Here is a 16,245-nt window from a genome sequence, read left to right as displayed (position 1 = left end):
CTAAATAGGCTATTAATGGTGTATGCACTCGAATCCTTCTTTCTGGATTTTCTTGTTGTTCGCACACCAAGAATACCAGAAAAAGACGTTCGGGTGTTTTTTAATATTCGGAAATTAATAACAAAAACGAGGTACGTTTGACAGTACCAAAATATTTTAGGAGATGATCATATGAAAGCAGCAGCATTTATTGAACCAGGAAAAATGGCGATCCATGAGGTCGAGAAGCCTAAAATTGAAAAAGCAACTGATGCGGTTATTCGGATCGTGCGGGCTTGCGTTTGCGGGTCAGATCTATGGTGGTATCGCGGTATTGCTAAGCGAGAATCTAATTCATTAGTTGGTCATGAAGCAATTGGCATTGTGGAAGAAGTGGGTTCTGCCGTTACCGATATCCAAGCCGGCGATTTTGTGATCGCACCGTTCACCCACGGTTGTGGCCATTGTGCGGCTTGCCTAGCTGGTTTTGATGGCGATTGCTTGAACCAAGAACCTGGTGGCAATAATGGTTATCAAGGTGAGTACTTGCGTTTCGTTAATGCTAATTGGGCGTTAGTCAAGATTCCTGGCGATCCTAAATCTTATTCCGATTCAATGCTAAATTCTCTTTTGACTTTAGCTGATGTTATGGCTACTGGCTATCACGCTGCAGCTAGTGCGGAAGTTAAGCCTGGTGACACAGTTGTTGTCATGGGTGACGGCGCAGTCGGTTTGTGTGGCGTCATTGCTGCTAAGTTACGTGGTGCCAAACGGATCATCGCGATGAGTCGTCATGAAGATCGACAAAAGTTGGCCCGTGAATTTGGTGCGACTGATATCGTGGCTGAACGTGGGGATGCTGCGGTTAAACAGGTTATGGCATTGACAGATAACGCTGGCGCTGATGCGGTACTTGAATGTGTCGGCACTGAACAATCAGTTGATACTGCAACCAAAGTTGGCCGGCCAGGTGCAATCGTTGGTCGTGTCGGCGTACCGCAAAAGGCAGAAATGAACACTAATAATTTATTCTGGCGGAATGTCGGGTTACGCGGTGGGATTGCTGCGGTCACGACTTACGACAAAGGAATTTTGTTGGATGCTGTATTAAGTGGCAAAATCAATCCGGGTAAAGTGTTCACCCAACAATTTGATCTTGACCATATTCAAGCTGCCTATGAAGCAATGGATCAGCGCACGGCAATCAAATCCTTGGTCACTGTTAGTGAAATTTAAAGTTGAAGCGACTGTGATATGAGCAAAATGACTCTTTCTTAAGTTTGGCTACGAGAATGAGGTAGCTTCCATTCTGTCGCAGTGGATCGGCTAAATTTGGGGTGGTAGTATCAAGACATGGCCGTTGCAAATGAAGTGCTATTTTGCTAAGCGGGGCCGGTTAGCGGCTGATCACTGATCAGGAAGCCAGCACTTATTAAAAAGTTAGTGAAGCATTTGCCGCGTAATTATGCCGCCGCTTTGTTATATTAGATGAAAGTAGTTCATTTACTGGGCATAAAACTAGATAAAGGAGACGCCAATAATGAAATTTTCAGTAAGTAATGAAGCTGCGAAATGGTTTGTCGACGAATTTAATTTACAACCAGGGGCATATATTCGAATTTTTACAAAGATATATGGTGGCATCCCCACAGTCTATCCAAAATATTATTTAGGCGTGGCTGTGGAAAAAAGCGGTATTGCTAATTTTAAAGTAACCGTCGAAGATGTTACATTCTATATCGATCACAATGACGATTGGATTCTGGATGCCTACGATTTGAATATCGAGTTAAAAGACGACGACGCAGCATATATTTTCACGAAAGCCACGGACCGTTAAGTCTGTATTACTGAAATTAAGTGGCTTGAAATAATTGATGATTAGAGTTTAAACAGCGATTTTCCTTGTTGAAGATTGCTGTTTTTTATTTTGTGGGGATAATTAGCAGACGGCACGAAATTATCGGACTAATTCCTTGGTCAATTTAATGTTAAGGCTTATAATCTTGACCAACCCCATATTGGCTAGATAACTAAAACTAGCGAAATTTATTTTGACCACGATAAGAAGCGGACTAATTAGGTGAAGTAAGGGCTTTATTGGTAAAAAAGAGTTGATTATTAAAATTTTTTAATTGATTTTTCATGTGGTTTAACTATATCATTACGGGTATAGTGTAAAAAAGTGAGGTATAAGTATGAGTGATAAATTAAAAGTTGGTGTGATTGGTGCTACGGGGATGGTGGGTCAGCGCTATGTAACCTTATTAGCTGATCATCCATGGTTTGAAGTTGTGGTAGTTGCTGCTAGTGCGCGTAGTGCTGGTAAAACTTATGCAGAGTCAGTTTCAGGTCGTTGGAAGATGCAAGAAGCGATTCCAGATGGGGTCAAGGATTTAGTTCTGCTGGACGCAACGGATATTGAAGCGGTCACGTCACAGGTCGATTTTGTCTTCTCTGCCGTCAGTATGTCTAAGGACGAAATTCGTCAAATCGAAGAAGACTACGCTAAAACAGAAACGCCTGTCGTTTCCAATAATAGTGCACATCGCTGGACGCCTGATGTACCAATGATCGTACCAGAAATTAATCCAGATCATTCCGATGTTATCAAATATCAACGGCAACGTTTAGGGACTAAGCGTGGTTTTATCGCAGTTAAGCCAAATTGTTCGATCCAAAGCTATACACCAGCGTTAGCAGCCTGGCAGCAGTTTGAACCGACGCAAGTTGTTGCCACGACTTATCAAGCCATCTCCGGTGCTGGTAAAACATTGGAAGATGCACCAGAAATCGTGGGGAACGTGATTCCATATATTCCAGGTGAAGAAGCTAAATCAGAAGACGAACCATTGAAGATTTTTGGTCACGTTGATGACAGCAAGCAGGCAATTGTCTCAGCAGAATCACCAGTTATTACGAGTCAATGTCTCCGCGTCCCTGTTTTATACGGACATACGGCGGCAGCGTTTGTGAACTTCAAGCAAAATCCAACTAAGGAAGACTTGATCGCAGCGTTGGAAAGTTATAGTGGCGAACCACAAAAACTTAATTTACCAACAGCGCCAAAGCAGTTCATCCAGTATATGACCGATGATTTTCGCCCGCAAGTACGCTACGATGTTAACTTTGAACATGGAATGGGAATCTCGATCGGGCGATTACGGCCAGATAAGATCTTTGACTGGAAGTTTGTGGGGTTGTCACATAATACTGCTCGTGGTGCCGCTGGTGGTGCGATTTTATGTGCTGAATTACTGAAAGCACAAGGCTATATTGTGCAGAAATAAGCGGTTGCGATCTAATAAAACCAATTAATCAAAAACAGGCAATCCTCGCTTGAAGATTGTCTATTTTTGATGATGTTAAACTAGCTAGTAGCTGTTAAATTGAGCTGATTTTGGAGGGACTTAGTTATGCCACAAATTTATTTCTTGTGTACCGGTAATTCTTGTCGTAGCCAAATGGCTGAAGGATTTGCTAGGAAGATTTTAGGCAAGCAGTGGCGGGTCGCTAGTGCTGGGATCGAAGTCCATGGCCTAAACCCGAATGCCGTTAAAGTAATGGCTGAAAAGGGAATCGATATTGCTAAAAATAAATCTAAATTAGTCGATACTGATTATCTGAATAGTAGTGATTTAGTCGTCACGCTTTGTGGAGACGCCCGTGATCGGTGTCCGGTAACGCCCGCCACAGTTGTTAAACAGCATTGGCCTTTACGTGATCCAGCCTTAGCGCAAGGAACCGAAGCTGACGTCTTAACCGTATTTAGACAAGTTCGTGATCAGATTGAATCACGAATTCTTGAGTTAGCCCATAATCAAGGCGAGTAGGTTACGGGCTAGGATTTTTTCCGTAGTTTGCTCAAGCCGATCCGTATTTTACTGTGTAAATGTTGAACCGCTAAAAATTGTTTGTGCGTTCGTTCGATCCGCCGGTACTGTTGGCGGTTTTTTTTATAGAATTCTTGATGAAAATTTTCTGCCGGCCAAAATTTAGTTGCCGCCTCAATTGTTACAACGATTGGCCGGCTATATTTGTCTGAAGCTGCTAGTTGCTGTTTGGCGGCTGTAGCAATTCGCCGTTGTTGGGCATTACGGACAAAAATAACCGGTCGATATTGATTGCCACGATCATTCATTTGCCCCTGATCATCGGTGGGATCAATGATTTGCCAAAATAGTGCAACTAAATCAGCGTACTTAACGATTCGGTTGTCGAAAATAATTTCCACTGCTTCTACATGGCCAGTATATTGGCCCAGCACTTGATCGTAGGTGGGATTTTCTGTGTAGCCACCAGTATAGCCAGAGACGACAGCGATGATACCTGGTCTTGTTTCAAACGGCTCAACCATACACCAAAAACACCCGCCAGCGAAAATAGCGCGTTCCTGATGAGGCTCATCGTTTGCGTAAAAACGAGCTAAATCAAAAGTCGTGCTTTCAGCAGCGTTGCCGGTGATTTTACGGTAAAAATCAGTGACGTCTGGCGTTAAATTATCTCTAACCGCTAGCGGCCGTAAGCTGGCTTCAAGCTGACCTAATTCAGTCTTAAAATTTTTACCTGCTTCGACAGCAGTTTTCAGTGTCACTAACTGCTGTCGTTCCCAATCACGGGTGCCTGGATTGAGGATCAAATTATAAATATCATTTAAGCGTGCAGCTTGATCAACTTGCATTTTTAGCACCGCCTTAATTTAAACTGGTTATTTGTATTATCACTGAAAAGATAATAAAATGCACCAGATTGGCTTGCAAGTCTAATTAAGGTGGTGAATAGTTATACTAAATTAAAATTCCAGCACAATGATCAACTTCGTGCTGAATAATTTGGGCCACCCAGCCAGAAAATTCTTGGGTGTGCGTTTGAAAATTTTGATCAGCGTACTTAACGGTGATCGTTTTATAACGTGTTGTACGCCGCTCGCCGTTTAGTGATAGGCAACCTTCTTCGGTGGTGAAAGCACCGATTTTTTTGGTGATCACTGGGTTGACCATGGGCACCGCCAGCGGTCCCATTTGGCAAACGATGATTCGCTTGTTGACGCCGATCATGTTCGCCGCCATACCGACACAGCGGTCAGCGTTGGCTTTCAATGTACCCAATAGATCAGTGATCACGGCTGCGTCGGCCTTGGTAGCAGTGACGGCTGGTTGGGCGAGAAACGTGGGATCGTGCATAATTGGTTTATTCATGAGTAGCTCCTATAATTTGGTTTGCTTACATTATACCAGTTGCGAGTCATAAATATTGGTGCTAAACTAATATATTGTTAGCTAGCTAACGAAAATGGGGGGGGCGTACGATATTGGCAGAAAACATAGGCCGATCACTGAAACAAGCCGCAAATCAGCTGAGTCGTCAATTTGATGAATTTGCGCAACAGTACGATTTGACGGGCGTGCAATTATCGATCATCGATTACCTTAGTCGTCATCGATCAGCACTGATTTTGCAGCGTGACATTGAATTAGAATTTGCAATTCAGCGATCCACCACCACTCTGATTTTACAACGGATGGAGAAGAAACAACTAGTGACACGACAAGTTGCGCCAACCGATGCGCGGCAGAAAACGATTAGTTTGACGATCAAGGCGCTGGCATTGGAGAACATCGTGCATGACTATATTGATCAACAAGAGCAGCAGTTACGCGATCACTTCAACACTCAAGAAATACAAACTTTTGAAAAAATGCTCAAGTATTATTTGTAAGAAAGTAGGGATAAAATGACGGAAAAAATTTCACCACGGGTACTTGGCGCGGTGGTAGCTACTGGTTTAATGTCGTTTTGCGGGGTGATCGTAGAAACAGCGATGAACATCACTTTTCCGACCTTAATGCAGGAATTTAACGTTAGCACGGCGATGGTGCAGTGGATGACGACTATTTATTTACTAACAGTAGCTATTATGGTGCCGTTATCAGCTATTTTGAAAAAGCGATTCCGCACCAAGCAACTATTTTTATTAGCTAATCTGTTATTTATTGTTGGTTTGGGATTGGATGCTGTTGCAACCTACTTTCCAATTTTACTATTAGGTCGCGTAGTCCAAGGCATAGGCACTGGGATTGCCTTACCCTTAATGTTTAATATAATTTTAGAACAGGTACCGGTAGCAAAAATTGGTTTTATGATGGGCATCGGTACTCTGATCACAGCGATTGCGCCAGCAATTGGCCCAACATTTGGTGGTATTGTGGTTTCCACATTAGGTTGGCGCTATATTTTTATTCTTCTGCTGCCAATTTTGGTATTGTCATTGGTGATCGGCTTAAAGTGCATTCAGCAGATGTCATTTGATGGTTTAAGCATTTTATTCATTATGGCGACTTTTGCGGGGTTGATCATCGGTTTTAGCAATATGGGCGAGCAGTCGCTTTTCAGTTGGCTGGTCGGCGGTGCCTTCATCATTGGTCTGTTAGGCTTATTAGCACTAGTGGTTCGTTCACAACGATTGACAACGCCAATTATTAATTTAAATGTGTTACGCAACGGCGACTTTGCTGGTCATGTGCTTAGCTTTTTTCTAATACAGATCACTGCATTAGGTTTGTCGTTTATTTTGCCAAATTACATCCAGTTGGTTAACCATAGTTCAGCAACGGCGGCGGGCTTGGTTGTGTTACCGGGCGCTTTGCTAGGTGCGGTTTTTGCACCATTTAGTGGTCGAATTCTCGATCGACTAGGGCCTAAAAAGCCGCTATTGATCGGCTCGACATTAGCGTTACTGGCACTATTATTATTTAGTTTCTTAGGTCGAGCGTTGAATGATGGCTTGATCATCGCCTTTTATTTGATTTTTATGGCCGGTGTGGGCTTGGCGTACGGCAATATTATGACTAATGGTTTACAATTACTGACGCCGGCAGAACAAGCTGATGGTAATGCCATTTTTACAACAATGCAGCAATTTGCTGGTGCAATGGGTACGGCAATTGTGGCGGTAATTATCGGTCAGAGTCAGAATGCCGGACACATGAAAGTTACCGTTGCCACAGCAATTGGCTCACAGCATGCGTTCTATTTCCTACTGAGCCTGCTAGTGATCGAATTAATTGTGTTAGGCAAAGTGATTTTGTGGCCGCTTGACAAGTCTACTCAATAACATTAGAATATAATTAAAATTAAATGATAATAGAACGATGAAGAGATGAGTAAGTACTAGTTGGTTGACAGCGAGGTCGCGGTGGTGCAAGTGGCTACGATTAGTGGTGAAGATGGTCTTGGAGTGAAATTTGGCTGAGTCAATGATCAGGCTGAATTGGTTGCGCCCATTAACGCGCAGAGTACAAATGTACTTGTTAAGCTGTTTGGTGTGAACTAAGCAGAAATTAAGGTGGTATCACGTAATTAGACGTCCTTGGAAAATATTTTCCGAGGACTTTTTTATTTCCAAATTAAAAACGAGGAGTGGTTCAAATGACAGTGGCAACAAAAAATAAATTTCCTTATCGGTATGATCAAGTGGGTAGTTTGTTACGCCCGGAAGCGCTAAAGCAAGCACGTGTCGATTTTAATGCGCATAAAATTGATGCCGCTGCGTTTCACCAAGTTGAAGATGAACAAGTTCAACGAATTGTCGACAAACAAGTCGCACTAGGTTTTAAAGCCGCAACTGATGGAGAATTCCGGCGCAGTTGGTGGCATTTAGACTTTTTCGATGGTTTGAATGGCGCCCATTTCTTCGAACCAGACAAAGGTTTTATTTTTCATGGTTTGGAAACACGCAAGGGTGGAATCAAGATCACCGATAAGCTTACTTACAATCCAGAGCATCCCTTTTTTGCAGATTTCACTAAGTTAAATGCGATCATGCCAGCTGGCGTTACAGCTAAGCAGACGATTCCTAGTCCGTCGGTTTTCTTCCCCAATGAAGCTGCCGAAATTTATGATCAACACTATCATGATTTTGATGCATTTCTAGACGATTTAATTACCGCTTATCAACAAACGGTGCAACATTTTTATGACCTTGGGTGCCGCTATTTACAAATTGATGATACCTCATGGGGAATGTGGGCCAGCTTTTCTGAGGGTACGATCAATCCTGATTTAGAACCATTATGTGTCGCGGCAGTTAAAGCAATCAACGCAATAGCGGACACTAAGCCAGCTGATTTGACGTTGACGATGCACGTTTGTCGTGGTAACTATGCTTCAACTTGGGCCGGCGCTGGTGCTTATGACCCCGTGGCGGATTACTTAGCGCAATTACACATTGATGGTTTCTTTTTGGAATACGATGACGAACGTTCCGGTGGGTTTGAACCTTTAGCTAAAATTGCGGCTAACGGCCGTCATCAGCGGATCGTTTTGGGCTTAGTCACTTCAAAACAGCCTGAGCTAGAAGATCAAGCTGTCTTAGAACAGCGAATCAAAGACGCCAGCCAGTATGTGCCACTAGCTGACCTGTGTCTATCCGCGCAATGTGGGTTTGCTTCCACTGAGGAAGGTAATCATTTAACCGAAGACCAACAGTGGGCTAAATTAGAATTAATTCACGATACCGCTAAACAAGTTTGGCCAGAAGACTAATTGTAGGCGTTAAAACAATCCAGCGATGGGTTGTTTTTTTGTGCGAGTCAATTCGTTGACAAATAAGCGCTAACGATTTATTCTACAGTTGTTAGTTTTATATTAGCTAAACTAACTAAAATAAAAATAAATGGAGGCTATCTTATGTCTGAACAAACACAAAATTTAATGCAGCAGTTAAGAAAAGTCACGCATCAACCAACCATGTTAATGGCGCGTCATCATCCCGGCCATTTTGGTCATCCTGGCCACCGTGGCCCCGGACGGTTGCTACACTTGATCAGTCAGCATGATGGCATGACTAATGCTGAAATTGCTGAGGCTTTAGATATTCGGCCAAGTTCAGTGAGCGCTGGGCTCAAGCAACTTGAGGAAAACGCCGTGATCGAGCGGCGACCAGCTGAAAATGATAAACGTGTATCAACGGTGCACCTAACGGCAACTGGTAAAGAAATGGTCACTAATATGGCCGCTATGCGCGACACCATGTCAGAAAAGGTATTTACCCATTTGACGGTGACTGAACAGGCGGAATTACAAAACTTATTGGAAAAAGTTCAACAAGGTTTTAGTGAATTAGATCCAGAAGATCCAGAATTTAGTCAATTACGGACGCAAATGCATCCTTTTGGCGAACATGGACCGCATCATCATCACCATGGCATGAAATAAAAATACCACGGTTTAGTTTCAATTAAGGGTGTGCTATAATGCCCTTATTCGCAAAATTAAATTAATTACCTGCCGCCGGGTGGGTTGCAAGCATTGTTATCATTCCGTTAGGTCATTGGAGGAATGGTAATGATGCTTTATTTTTTTGCATTATTTTATGAACAAGGGGGAATTAATTTGGCATGGATCTACTTAATTATTGCTGGGTTATTTGAAACTGTTTGGGCGACGACTTTAAAGTTAAGCCATGGGTTTCAAAAACTTGATTATACGCTGTATACGATTTTGGGGATGATTTTAAGTTTTTGGTTACTGGCTAAAGCAATCAAAAGCTTACCATTAGGCATTGCTTATCCAGTTTGGACCGGCATCGGGGCGTTGGGAACCATCATTTTTGGTGTGATTTTCTTTGGTGATCACTTAACGCCGTTGACGTGGGTGTTTGTCGGCTTGTTGCTGATCAGTATCATCGGTATTAAAATGACAGTACAGTAATCGGAGGGGAATATAATGAAATTAAAAAAAATAACATTAACGGAGTTACCTGTATTACGCCAGATCAGCATTGAAACATTTACAGATACATTTGGCGCACAAAATACACCGGAAAACTTAGCTGCTTACTTGGCGGCAGCGTATGATCCAGCTAAATTACAGCAAGAACTAACTGATCCATTATCGCAGTTCTACCTTGCTTACGTGGATCAACAGTTAGCTGGCTATCTTAAAATTAATTACGCAACGGCACAGACAGAAGCGATGGGTGACGCAGCGTTAGAAGTGGAACGAATCTATGTGCGCCCCGCTTTTAAACGCCAAGGATTAGGTAGGCAGATGATTGCACGTGCCATTACGCTTGCGCAACAACTAGGGAAAACCAAGCTTTGGTTAGGTGTTTGGGAACATAATCTGCCGGCACAGCAATTTTACGCTAAATTAGGTTTTATCCGTAGCGGCCAACATTCATTTGTTATGGGCGATGATCCGCAAACTGACCTTATTATGACCAAAGAATTATGAAGGTTAAAGTAGCATTAATTTAGCTGGTTGACGTTAAGCTCATCGGCTAGTGGATAGAGCTGCGGTTCACGCCAATTAAGCATTTCTGGCTTGAGCTGCAGCTTGACAATATCACCACGATGATAGGATTGAAAATAGTAACTGCGGCTTTCGGCAACGGTAGCGGCACGATATACCGAGAAAGTTTGTTGGTGGGCCGAGCTGCGGGGAACGCTAACACTGTTCAATAAATGCCAACTAGCAACAATAGCCGCTGCTTCGTCAGTCGGCTGATCAGCGCGTTCTTTTAAATAGGCCGCGCGAATAAAGCGGGCGCTAGGCGAGTAGGCACCAGACGGGATAGCTTTGCCAGCAAGGTTACCAGTGGTCACTTTTGCAGTATTGAGCGGTACAGTGCCGGCTTTAAAGGCAGCAGTGAACTCGACGTATTTCTCTAATTGCGTTAATTGTTGGGTGAAGTGAGGACTATTAGTGACCACGCCCAGCGGATTTTCGATGAGTTGCATGGGGATCTGTGTTGGTTCGATCACCACAACGCGGCCAGTAGTATCGGTCAAAGCGAAGTGTAGCTCAGGGTTACCATAGTTAGTATCACTAAAAGCTGCTGCCATTAATTCGATTTCAGCTAAGTGCGCTTCAATGTCAGTGACTGATTTAAAATGACCTAACAGCCAAAAAACAAATTCAAATGGGGCTAATTGTATTTTAGTGGCATCACGGTGGATCGCATATTGGGTGCCGTTGTTAAATGTTAATTTTTGGGCGCACAAGCCGTGTTCATTGACGCCATCAGAAACGTCGATGCGCCCTTGCTTAATACTGCCACCACCAATCAAGGCGTACGCATTGACGTGAGTTTGATGATCAAAGGCTGACTGCCAGCTAAAGTTGCGCGGCACAAATAACGGTGAGTTTTCTAAAGTTGGCCAGTCCATGGTTCGCGCCAGTACATGCACACCGTTTTTAGCAACTTGAAAAATGCTAGTACACATTAAAACCATCCCATTCTGCTTTTTAGGTTAATCTAGCATAGATTTGATGCAGATGCAGTCTTTTTGTTTATTAAAGTTTGGTGATCGATCAACAAACTAATATAATAAAATTAAGATGACAGTAAAGGAAGTTAATTCATGATTCATTCAAAAATAACGACGGCAGACTATAATTGGATCAGAACGGAGCAATTGACGCCAACCGAATGCACACAGCTACAACAAACCTATGATTTAACCTCAGAAATGATCACTTATGTAACTGATAAAGATGAAAGCCCTAATTATGTTTATGATTCAGATACAGCCGATCAACTCTTTATTGTGCACGTACCGTATACGATCAATATGGCACAGTTGCGGTACATTACGCGGCCAATCAGTTTTATTATCCATCAAGGGACGTTGTTTACTTTTAATGAAAGTGGCTTGGACTGGGTCGATCAGATTTTTACTAAAGTCCAACAAAATTCAGAAATCAAAACCGCCGATCATTTTATTTTACAAACGCTCTTTGCTTTAATGGATAGTTATATTGGCATTGTTAAAGCAATTACTAAAAAACGTAATCAGCTGGACCAAACACTAAATAAAGAGGCTAAAAACACTGATTTAATTGCGCTATCTTATTTGCGCCAGACGTTGACCTTTTTTCTAGGTGCCGTCCAGTTCAACTTGAATTTATTGCGTCATTTGCCGCGCACTCATTTTGGCTTGGCGATTGGGCCGGCGAAACAGGAAGTGCTGGATGATGTTACGATCGAGGCGGAGCAGGTGCAATGGATGATCGATATTGAGACCCAAGTTGTCGATCGGATCGGTGATACCTTCGATAGCATTGTTAATAACAACCTAAATGATACAATGAAAATTTTAACGATTTGGTCACTGACGATGGCAGTACCAACGATCATTACCGGTTTTTATGGGATGAATGTCCATTTACCGTTGGCCAAATTAGGCGGCGCCTGGTTGCTGACTATTGGTGTTTCTTTGGTATTGATCGTGTGGTTATTGATTGCCTTGAAGTTACACCATAAGATGTAGGTCAGCGCAATGCAGACTAAAATAATTAAAGTTAATCAATTGAATTTTAACGTTTTCGATCAAGGTAGTGGTGAGCCAATTCTGTTGTTACACGGTTTTCCTGATTCGCTGCAAGTTTGGCGTAAGCTGATTCCGCGGCTACTTGGTGCTGGTTACCGCGTTATTGCCTATGATCAGCGTGGCTTTGGCCAAACTGATGCGCCGCTGGGAGTTACTAATTACCGCAGCCGGCAGATAGTTTCAGATCTAGTTGGTATTTTACAGGCATTACAGGTGACACAAAAAGTAAAATTAATTGCGCATGATTGGGGTGCTAATATTGGTTGGCGTGCGATCTTAACGCAACCAGAATTATTCTCTTCTTACGTGACACTTGGTGTAGGTCACCCGCGTGCCTTTGCACAAGCGGGCGGTTTTGAACAGCTGCGAAAAAGTTGGTATGCGCTTAGTTTTCTTTTTACCGGGAGTGCGGAAAGATTATTTTCTTGTCACGATTGGGCATTGTTTAGAAAATTCACCAAATATAATCCGGAGGCTACAGCACATTGGTTGCCGGATCTGCAGCGTCCGGGGCGTTTTACTGCAGCTTTAAATTGGTATCGTGCCAACTTGAACCCGTATTATTGGGAAAAACATCCCGCTGTGCAAAACGCAACTGTCAGTCTACCCGTGCTGGGAATTATTGGTGAACAAGATCCTTACTTAAGTTATGCGCAAATGCAGCATTCAGTGTATTATGCCCCAAACTTAACGATTATTGCGGTTATCGGTGCCGGCCACTGGTTACAATTGGAAAACACCGAGCTCGTTTTTCAAAAAATCAGGACTTATTACCAGCAGTTGGTGACTACATTTTAAATATTATTTAAGCAAATGATTTAAATTAAGCAACTGCTTGTGCTAGAATATAACTCGTTGACCATTTATGAAAAATATGATGAAAATGGCATGAGAATAGATTCTAACCGAGAGAGGAAGCTTAACCGATGACTAATTATTCGCTAGGAATTAACGTGAGTTTGAAAATTTTGAATGACAAATGGGCGGGCTTAGTTGTAACCAACTTAGCAACAACACCGCTTGATTTTATGGACTTGCGCAAGCAAATACCAGGACTATCAACACTTGATCTGTACAATAAGTTAGGCGAATTGGAGCAACTGAATTTATTAGACTTAAGCGAAGATGCTCAAGTCAAGTTAACGGCTAATGGCGAACAATTGAAGCAGGTTTTAGGTGAATTAGAACGTTGGGGTGCACGCAACACTAGCCCTAAATTAGTGGCTGAATATTAATATTCAAGCAAATCGTGGTCCATGTCATAGATTATTATGACGTGGGCTTTTTTTGTCGTAAGCTGAGTGCTAAAGCGTGTAGCTGGTTAGTTGTTTGTACTAAGCTGTATAATCTAATTAAGGTATGTAAATATTAGTTACACCGAATCGAAGTGAAGGTAATTCAGTTAAAGAAAGATTGAATATCTTGGGCTTAGGGTGGATGAAATTAAGGTTAATGTATGCTTTAATAAATTTGTGGATCCAACAGGGTGATATTTTATTTTCACGAAGGAGCTTTCAATGGAAATTAATCGAAGAAAACTAATCCAAGGCGCAATTATTATAGGTTTATTTTTGGTCGTACTAGTTTATCCAAAACAAATTTTTTCAGCGTTTAATAATCTGATTGGAATCATTTTACCGCTGATCCTGGGTGGCGCGCTGGCCTATGTATTAAACTTACTGTGTCGGCGCTTGGAGAAGTGGTATTTCCCCCGTACCCAGAAACGCTGGCTACAAAAAAGTCGCCGGCCAGTAGTGATCGTGGCGGCGTTGGTCATTATTTTGGCGGTGATCTTTGGTGTGCTTCAATTGGTGATCCCCAAGTTTACCACGGCTTTAGGTGATTTCTTTAGTTCATTACCGGTTGTAGCCACTAAGATAACAAATTGGCTAAAAGATACTGATCAAATGCCTTTGATCACCCAGCAATTAGAATCACTAAAGATTGATTGGTCATCGATACAATCCAAAGTCATGCAATACTTTACATCTGGCGTGAGTGGCGTTTTCGGCTCAGCCTTTAAGCTGTTCGGTAATATTACCAAAGGAATCGTTAATTTCTTTCTAGCGGTAACTTTTGCCATTTATATTTTAGCCAGTAAGGAACGGTTAGCAGGTAATGTGCAACGAGTTAGTCAGGCATTTGTCCCGCAAAAAATATTAAGCAAAACACGGTATGTTTTACATGTCGCCAACCAAATGTTTAGTAGCTTTATTATCGGTCAGGTAACTGAAGCGTTTGTTTTGGGAACGCTGTGTGTGCTGGGGATGCTACTGTTCCGTTTTCCGTACGCTGTACCGATCGGGGCTTTTATCGGGATCATGGCATTGATCCCAATTTTCGGGGCGTGGATCGGTGCCGCAGTTGGGTTTTTACTGATCGTGGTTGATGCGCCGCTTAAGGCAGTTTTGTTCATTGTCTTTATTTTAGTTTTACAACAACTAGAGAATAATCTAATTTATCCGCGAGTCGTTGGCACTTCGATCGGATTGCCGGGAATCTGGGTGTTAGCGGCAATTACAATTGGTAGTGGTGTTGCTGGTGTTTTGGGCATGTTATTAGGCGTGCCAATAGCGGCAACTATTTATCAGCTGTTGCGTAATGCAACAAATGACCGATTGCCAAAGAAAAAAGCAAAGAAAATAGCTCAAGAAAAAGAAGCCTGAAATTCAGATTTCTTTTTAATTTAGGCAATAATGATTCGACCGTTGTTGGCGTGCAAAAAATCATTATAAGCGGTGGGTAAGTAATCTTGCAATTATTTTGCGGCTACTAAGAATAATTCAGTTAGAACGTGCTATGATATAAAATGAATAAATAATTAGAAGGAGATTAGAATAATGTCACGAAAATTAGCGGTTATTGGAATGGGCAATGTTGGTGCGGCCGCGGCTCATTATATTGTAGCGGGCGGCTTTGCCGACGATCTAGTTTTAATCGATAAAAATGAAACCAAGGTAGCGGCAGATGCGCTGGATCTGCAGGATGCGCTACCTAATTTACCACATCATACTAATATTGTGGTCAACGATTATGCCGCTTTGCAGGATGCCGACGTGATCATTTCGGCAGTGGGTAACATTAAATTACAGGATAACGCTAATGATGATCGTTTTGCTGAATTGCCGTTTACGCGGGATGCAGTGCGCGAAGTTGCGGCTAAAATTAAAGCCAGTGGTTTTAATGGCTTGATCGTGGCGATCACTAATCCGGTTGATGTCATTACTTCAATTTATCAAGAAGTCACTGGCTTACCAAAGAAGCACGTTATCGGCACTGGTACTTTATTAGATTCAGCGCGGATGAAGCGGGCGGTGGCGGAGCGCTTGCAAATCGATTCGCGTTCAGTAGTCGGTTATAATCTGGGCGAGCACGGCAATTCGCAGTTTACTGCATGGTCAACGGTTCGGGTGCTGGGTAAGCCAATTACCGAGGTTGCTGAGGAAAAAGGACTTGATTTGGCGGAACTGGATCACGAAGCTAGAGCTGGTGGTTTTAAAGTTTTCCATGGTAAGAAATACACTAACTACGGTGTTTCCACTGCAGCTGTTTACTTGGCCAACACGATCATGACCAATGCGCTGACTGAGTTGCCGGTTTCTAATTATCGTGAAGAATATGGTACTTATCTTTCGTACCCAGCAATTGTCGGTCGTGATGGCATTGTTGAGCAGCTACAATTAGATTTAACCAAAGAGGAATTAGCCAAGTTACAAACATCGGCTGACTTCATCAAAACAAAATATGCGGAAAGTCGCTAACTTTGAAGTGCTCATTCTATGGGCTCTTTGTCAAATCCTGTTGATAGCTAATTTTAGACAGAATTGGAAGTTAAGCAACTTCCAATTCTGTTTTTTTATTTGGTTTCGTGCGCATCTGTTGTAACTTGATTCGAGAAACTAAATGATGATAGTTACGGAAGCCAAAAGCC

Annotated in this window: 18 protein-coding genes; 15 read left to right on the top strand and 3 right to left on the bottom strand. The window is 42.5% G+C overall.

The annotated features are described in order from the left end of the window. Nucleotides 1-171: 171 nt before the first annotated feature. The 4 genes from EKM76_RS10115 (at nucleotide 172) to arsC (ending at nucleotide 3,812) form a co-directional block, all read left to right on the top strand. A complete protein-coding gene (locus EKM76_RS10115; RefSeq protein WP_125550554.1) occupies nucleotides 172-1,215 on the top strand; it encodes a zinc-dependent alcohol dehydrogenase family protein in 1,044 nt (347 codons plus the stop codon). A gap of 304 nt (nucleotides 1,216-1,519) precedes the next feature. Continuing rightward, a complete protein-coding gene (locus tag EKM76_RS10110; RefSeq protein ID WP_125550553.1) occupies nucleotides 1,520-1,819 on the top strand; it encodes a HesB/YadR/YfhF family protein in 300 nt (99 codons plus the stop codon). A gap of 358 nt (nucleotides 1,820-2,177) precedes the next feature. Next, on the top strand, nucleotides 2,178-3,269 hold the full coding sequence (gene asd, locus EKM76_RS10105; RefSeq protein WP_125550552.1) for an aspartate-semialdehyde dehydrogenase: 1,092 nt from the start codon (nucleotides 2,178-2,180) through the stop codon (nucleotides 3,267-3,269). A 126-nt stretch (nucleotides 3,270-3,395) separates the two neighbouring features. Next, a complete protein-coding gene (gene arsC, locus EKM76_RS10100) occupies nucleotides 3,396-3,812 on the top strand; it encodes an arsenate reductase (thioredoxin) (protein WP_125550551.1) in 417 nt (138 codons plus the stop codon). 8 nt (nucleotides 3,813-3,820) lie between these two features. On the opposite strand, the gene msrA is transcribed toward arsC, so the two are convergent. Both msrA and EKM76_RS10090 read right to left on the bottom strand, forming a co-directional pair. After that, entirely contained in the window at nucleotides 3,821-4,660 is an 840-nt protein-coding gene (gene msrA / locus EKM76_RS10095; protein WP_125550550.1) for a peptide-methionine (S)-S-oxide reductase MsrA, read from the bottom strand. Between the two features lie 106 nt (nucleotides 4,661-4,766). After that, a complete protein-coding gene (locus tag EKM76_RS10090) occupies nucleotides 4,767-5,177 on the bottom strand; it encodes a peptide deformylase (RefSeq protein WP_125550549.1) in 411 nt (136 codons plus the stop codon). Between the two features lie 113 nt (nucleotides 5,178-5,290). Between EKM76_RS10090 and EKM76_RS10085 the strand changes: the two genes are divergently transcribed. From EKM76_RS10085 to EKM76_RS10060, 6 genes are all read left to right on the top strand, one after another. Further along, nucleotides 5,291-5,698 (top strand): MarR family winged helix-turn-helix transcriptional regulator, encoded by a 408-nt coding sequence (locus EKM76_RS10085; protein WP_125550548.1) that lies wholly within the window; start codon nucleotides 5,291-5,293, stop codon nucleotides 5,696-5,698. A 15-nt stretch (nucleotides 5,699-5,713) separates the two neighbouring features. Next, nucleotides 5,714-7,093 carry an MFS transporter gene (locus EKM76_RS10080; protein ID WP_125550547.1) on the top strand — a complete coding sequence of 460 codons (1,380 nt, stop codon included), beginning with the start codon at nucleotides 5,714-5,716 and terminating at the stop codon, nucleotides 7,091-7,093. Nucleotides 7,094-7,407: 314 nt separating this feature from the next. Continuing rightward, nucleotides 7,408-8,523 carry a 5-methyltetrahydropteroyltriglutamate--homocysteine S-methyltransferase gene (locus EKM76_RS10075; protein WP_125550546.1) on the top strand — a complete coding sequence of 372 codons (1,116 nt, stop codon included), beginning with the start codon at nucleotides 7,408-7,410 and terminating at the stop codon, nucleotides 8,521-8,523. A gap of 144 nt (nucleotides 8,524-8,667) precedes the next feature. Continuing rightward, a complete protein-coding gene (locus EKM76_RS10070) occupies nucleotides 8,668-9,195 on the top strand; it encodes a MarR family winged helix-turn-helix transcriptional regulator (protein ID WP_125550545.1) in 528 nt (175 codons plus the stop codon). Nucleotides 9,196-9,372: 177 nt separating this feature from the next. Continuing rightward, nucleotides 9,373-9,690 carry a DMT family transporter gene (locus tag EKM76_RS10065; protein ID WP_125550555.1) on the top strand — a complete coding sequence of 106 codons (318 nt, stop codon included), beginning with the start codon at nucleotides 9,373-9,375 and terminating at the stop codon, nucleotides 9,688-9,690. 15 nt (nucleotides 9,691-9,705) lie between these two features. Further along, nucleotides 9,706-10,215: a GNAT family N-acetyltransferase gene (locus tag EKM76_RS10060; RefSeq protein ID WP_125550544.1), complete on the top strand. Its 510-nt coding sequence runs from the start codon at nucleotides 9,706-9,708 to the stop codon at nucleotides 10,213-10,215. 14 nt (nucleotides 10,216-10,229) lie between these two features. On the opposite strand, the gene EKM76_RS10055 is transcribed toward EKM76_RS10060, so the two are convergent. Then, complete coding sequence (locus EKM76_RS10055) at nucleotides 10,230-11,207, bottom strand: linear amide C-N hydrolase (RefSeq protein WP_125550543.1); 978 nt, start codon at nucleotides 11,205-11,207, stop codon at nucleotides 10,230-10,232. Between the two features lie 138 nt (nucleotides 11,208-11,345). Between EKM76_RS10055 and EKM76_RS10050 the strand changes: the two genes are divergently transcribed. The 5 genes from EKM76_RS10050 (at nucleotide 11,346) to EKM76_RS10030 (ending at nucleotide 16,075) form a co-directional block, all read left to right on the top strand. After that, nucleotides 11,346-12,254, top strand: coding sequence for a magnesium transporter CorA family protein (locus tag EKM76_RS10050; RefSeq protein WP_125550542.1), 909 nt, complete (start codon nucleotides 11,346-11,348; stop codon nucleotides 12,252-12,254). A gap of 9 nt (nucleotides 12,255-12,263) precedes the next feature. Further along, a complete protein-coding gene (locus tag EKM76_RS10045; protein ID WP_125550541.1) occupies nucleotides 12,264-13,112 on the top strand; it encodes an alpha/beta fold hydrolase in 849 nt (282 codons plus the stop codon). Nucleotides 13,113-13,240: 128 nt separating this feature from the next. Then, nucleotides 13,241-13,549 (top strand): winged helix-turn-helix transcriptional regulator, encoded by a 309-nt coding sequence (locus EKM76_RS10040; RefSeq protein WP_125550540.1) that lies wholly within the window; start codon nucleotides 13,241-13,243, stop codon nucleotides 13,547-13,549. Nucleotides 13,550-13,831: 282 nt separating this feature from the next. After that, on the top strand, nucleotides 13,832-14,980 hold the full coding sequence (locus tag EKM76_RS10035) for an AI-2E family transporter (RefSeq protein WP_125550539.1): 1,149 nt from the start codon (nucleotides 13,832-13,834) through the stop codon (nucleotides 14,978-14,980). Between the two features lie 174 nt (nucleotides 14,981-15,154). Then, nucleotides 15,155-16,075 (top strand): L-lactate dehydrogenase, encoded by a 921-nt coding sequence (locus tag EKM76_RS10030; protein ID WP_125550538.1) that lies wholly within the window; start codon nucleotides 15,155-15,157, stop codon nucleotides 16,073-16,075. Nucleotides 16,076-16,245 lie beyond the last annotated feature (170 nt).

The sequence above is a fragment of the Loigolactobacillus zhaoyuanensis genome (genome assembly GCF_003946385.1).
In the GTDB taxonomy this organism is placed as follows: Bacteria; Bacillota; Bacilli; order Lactobacillales; family Lactobacillaceae; genus Loigolactobacillus; species Loigolactobacillus zhaoyuanensis.
The sequence above is the reverse complement of the archived record's forward strand: the minus strand, read 5'-3'. Positions and strand labels throughout refer to the sequence as shown.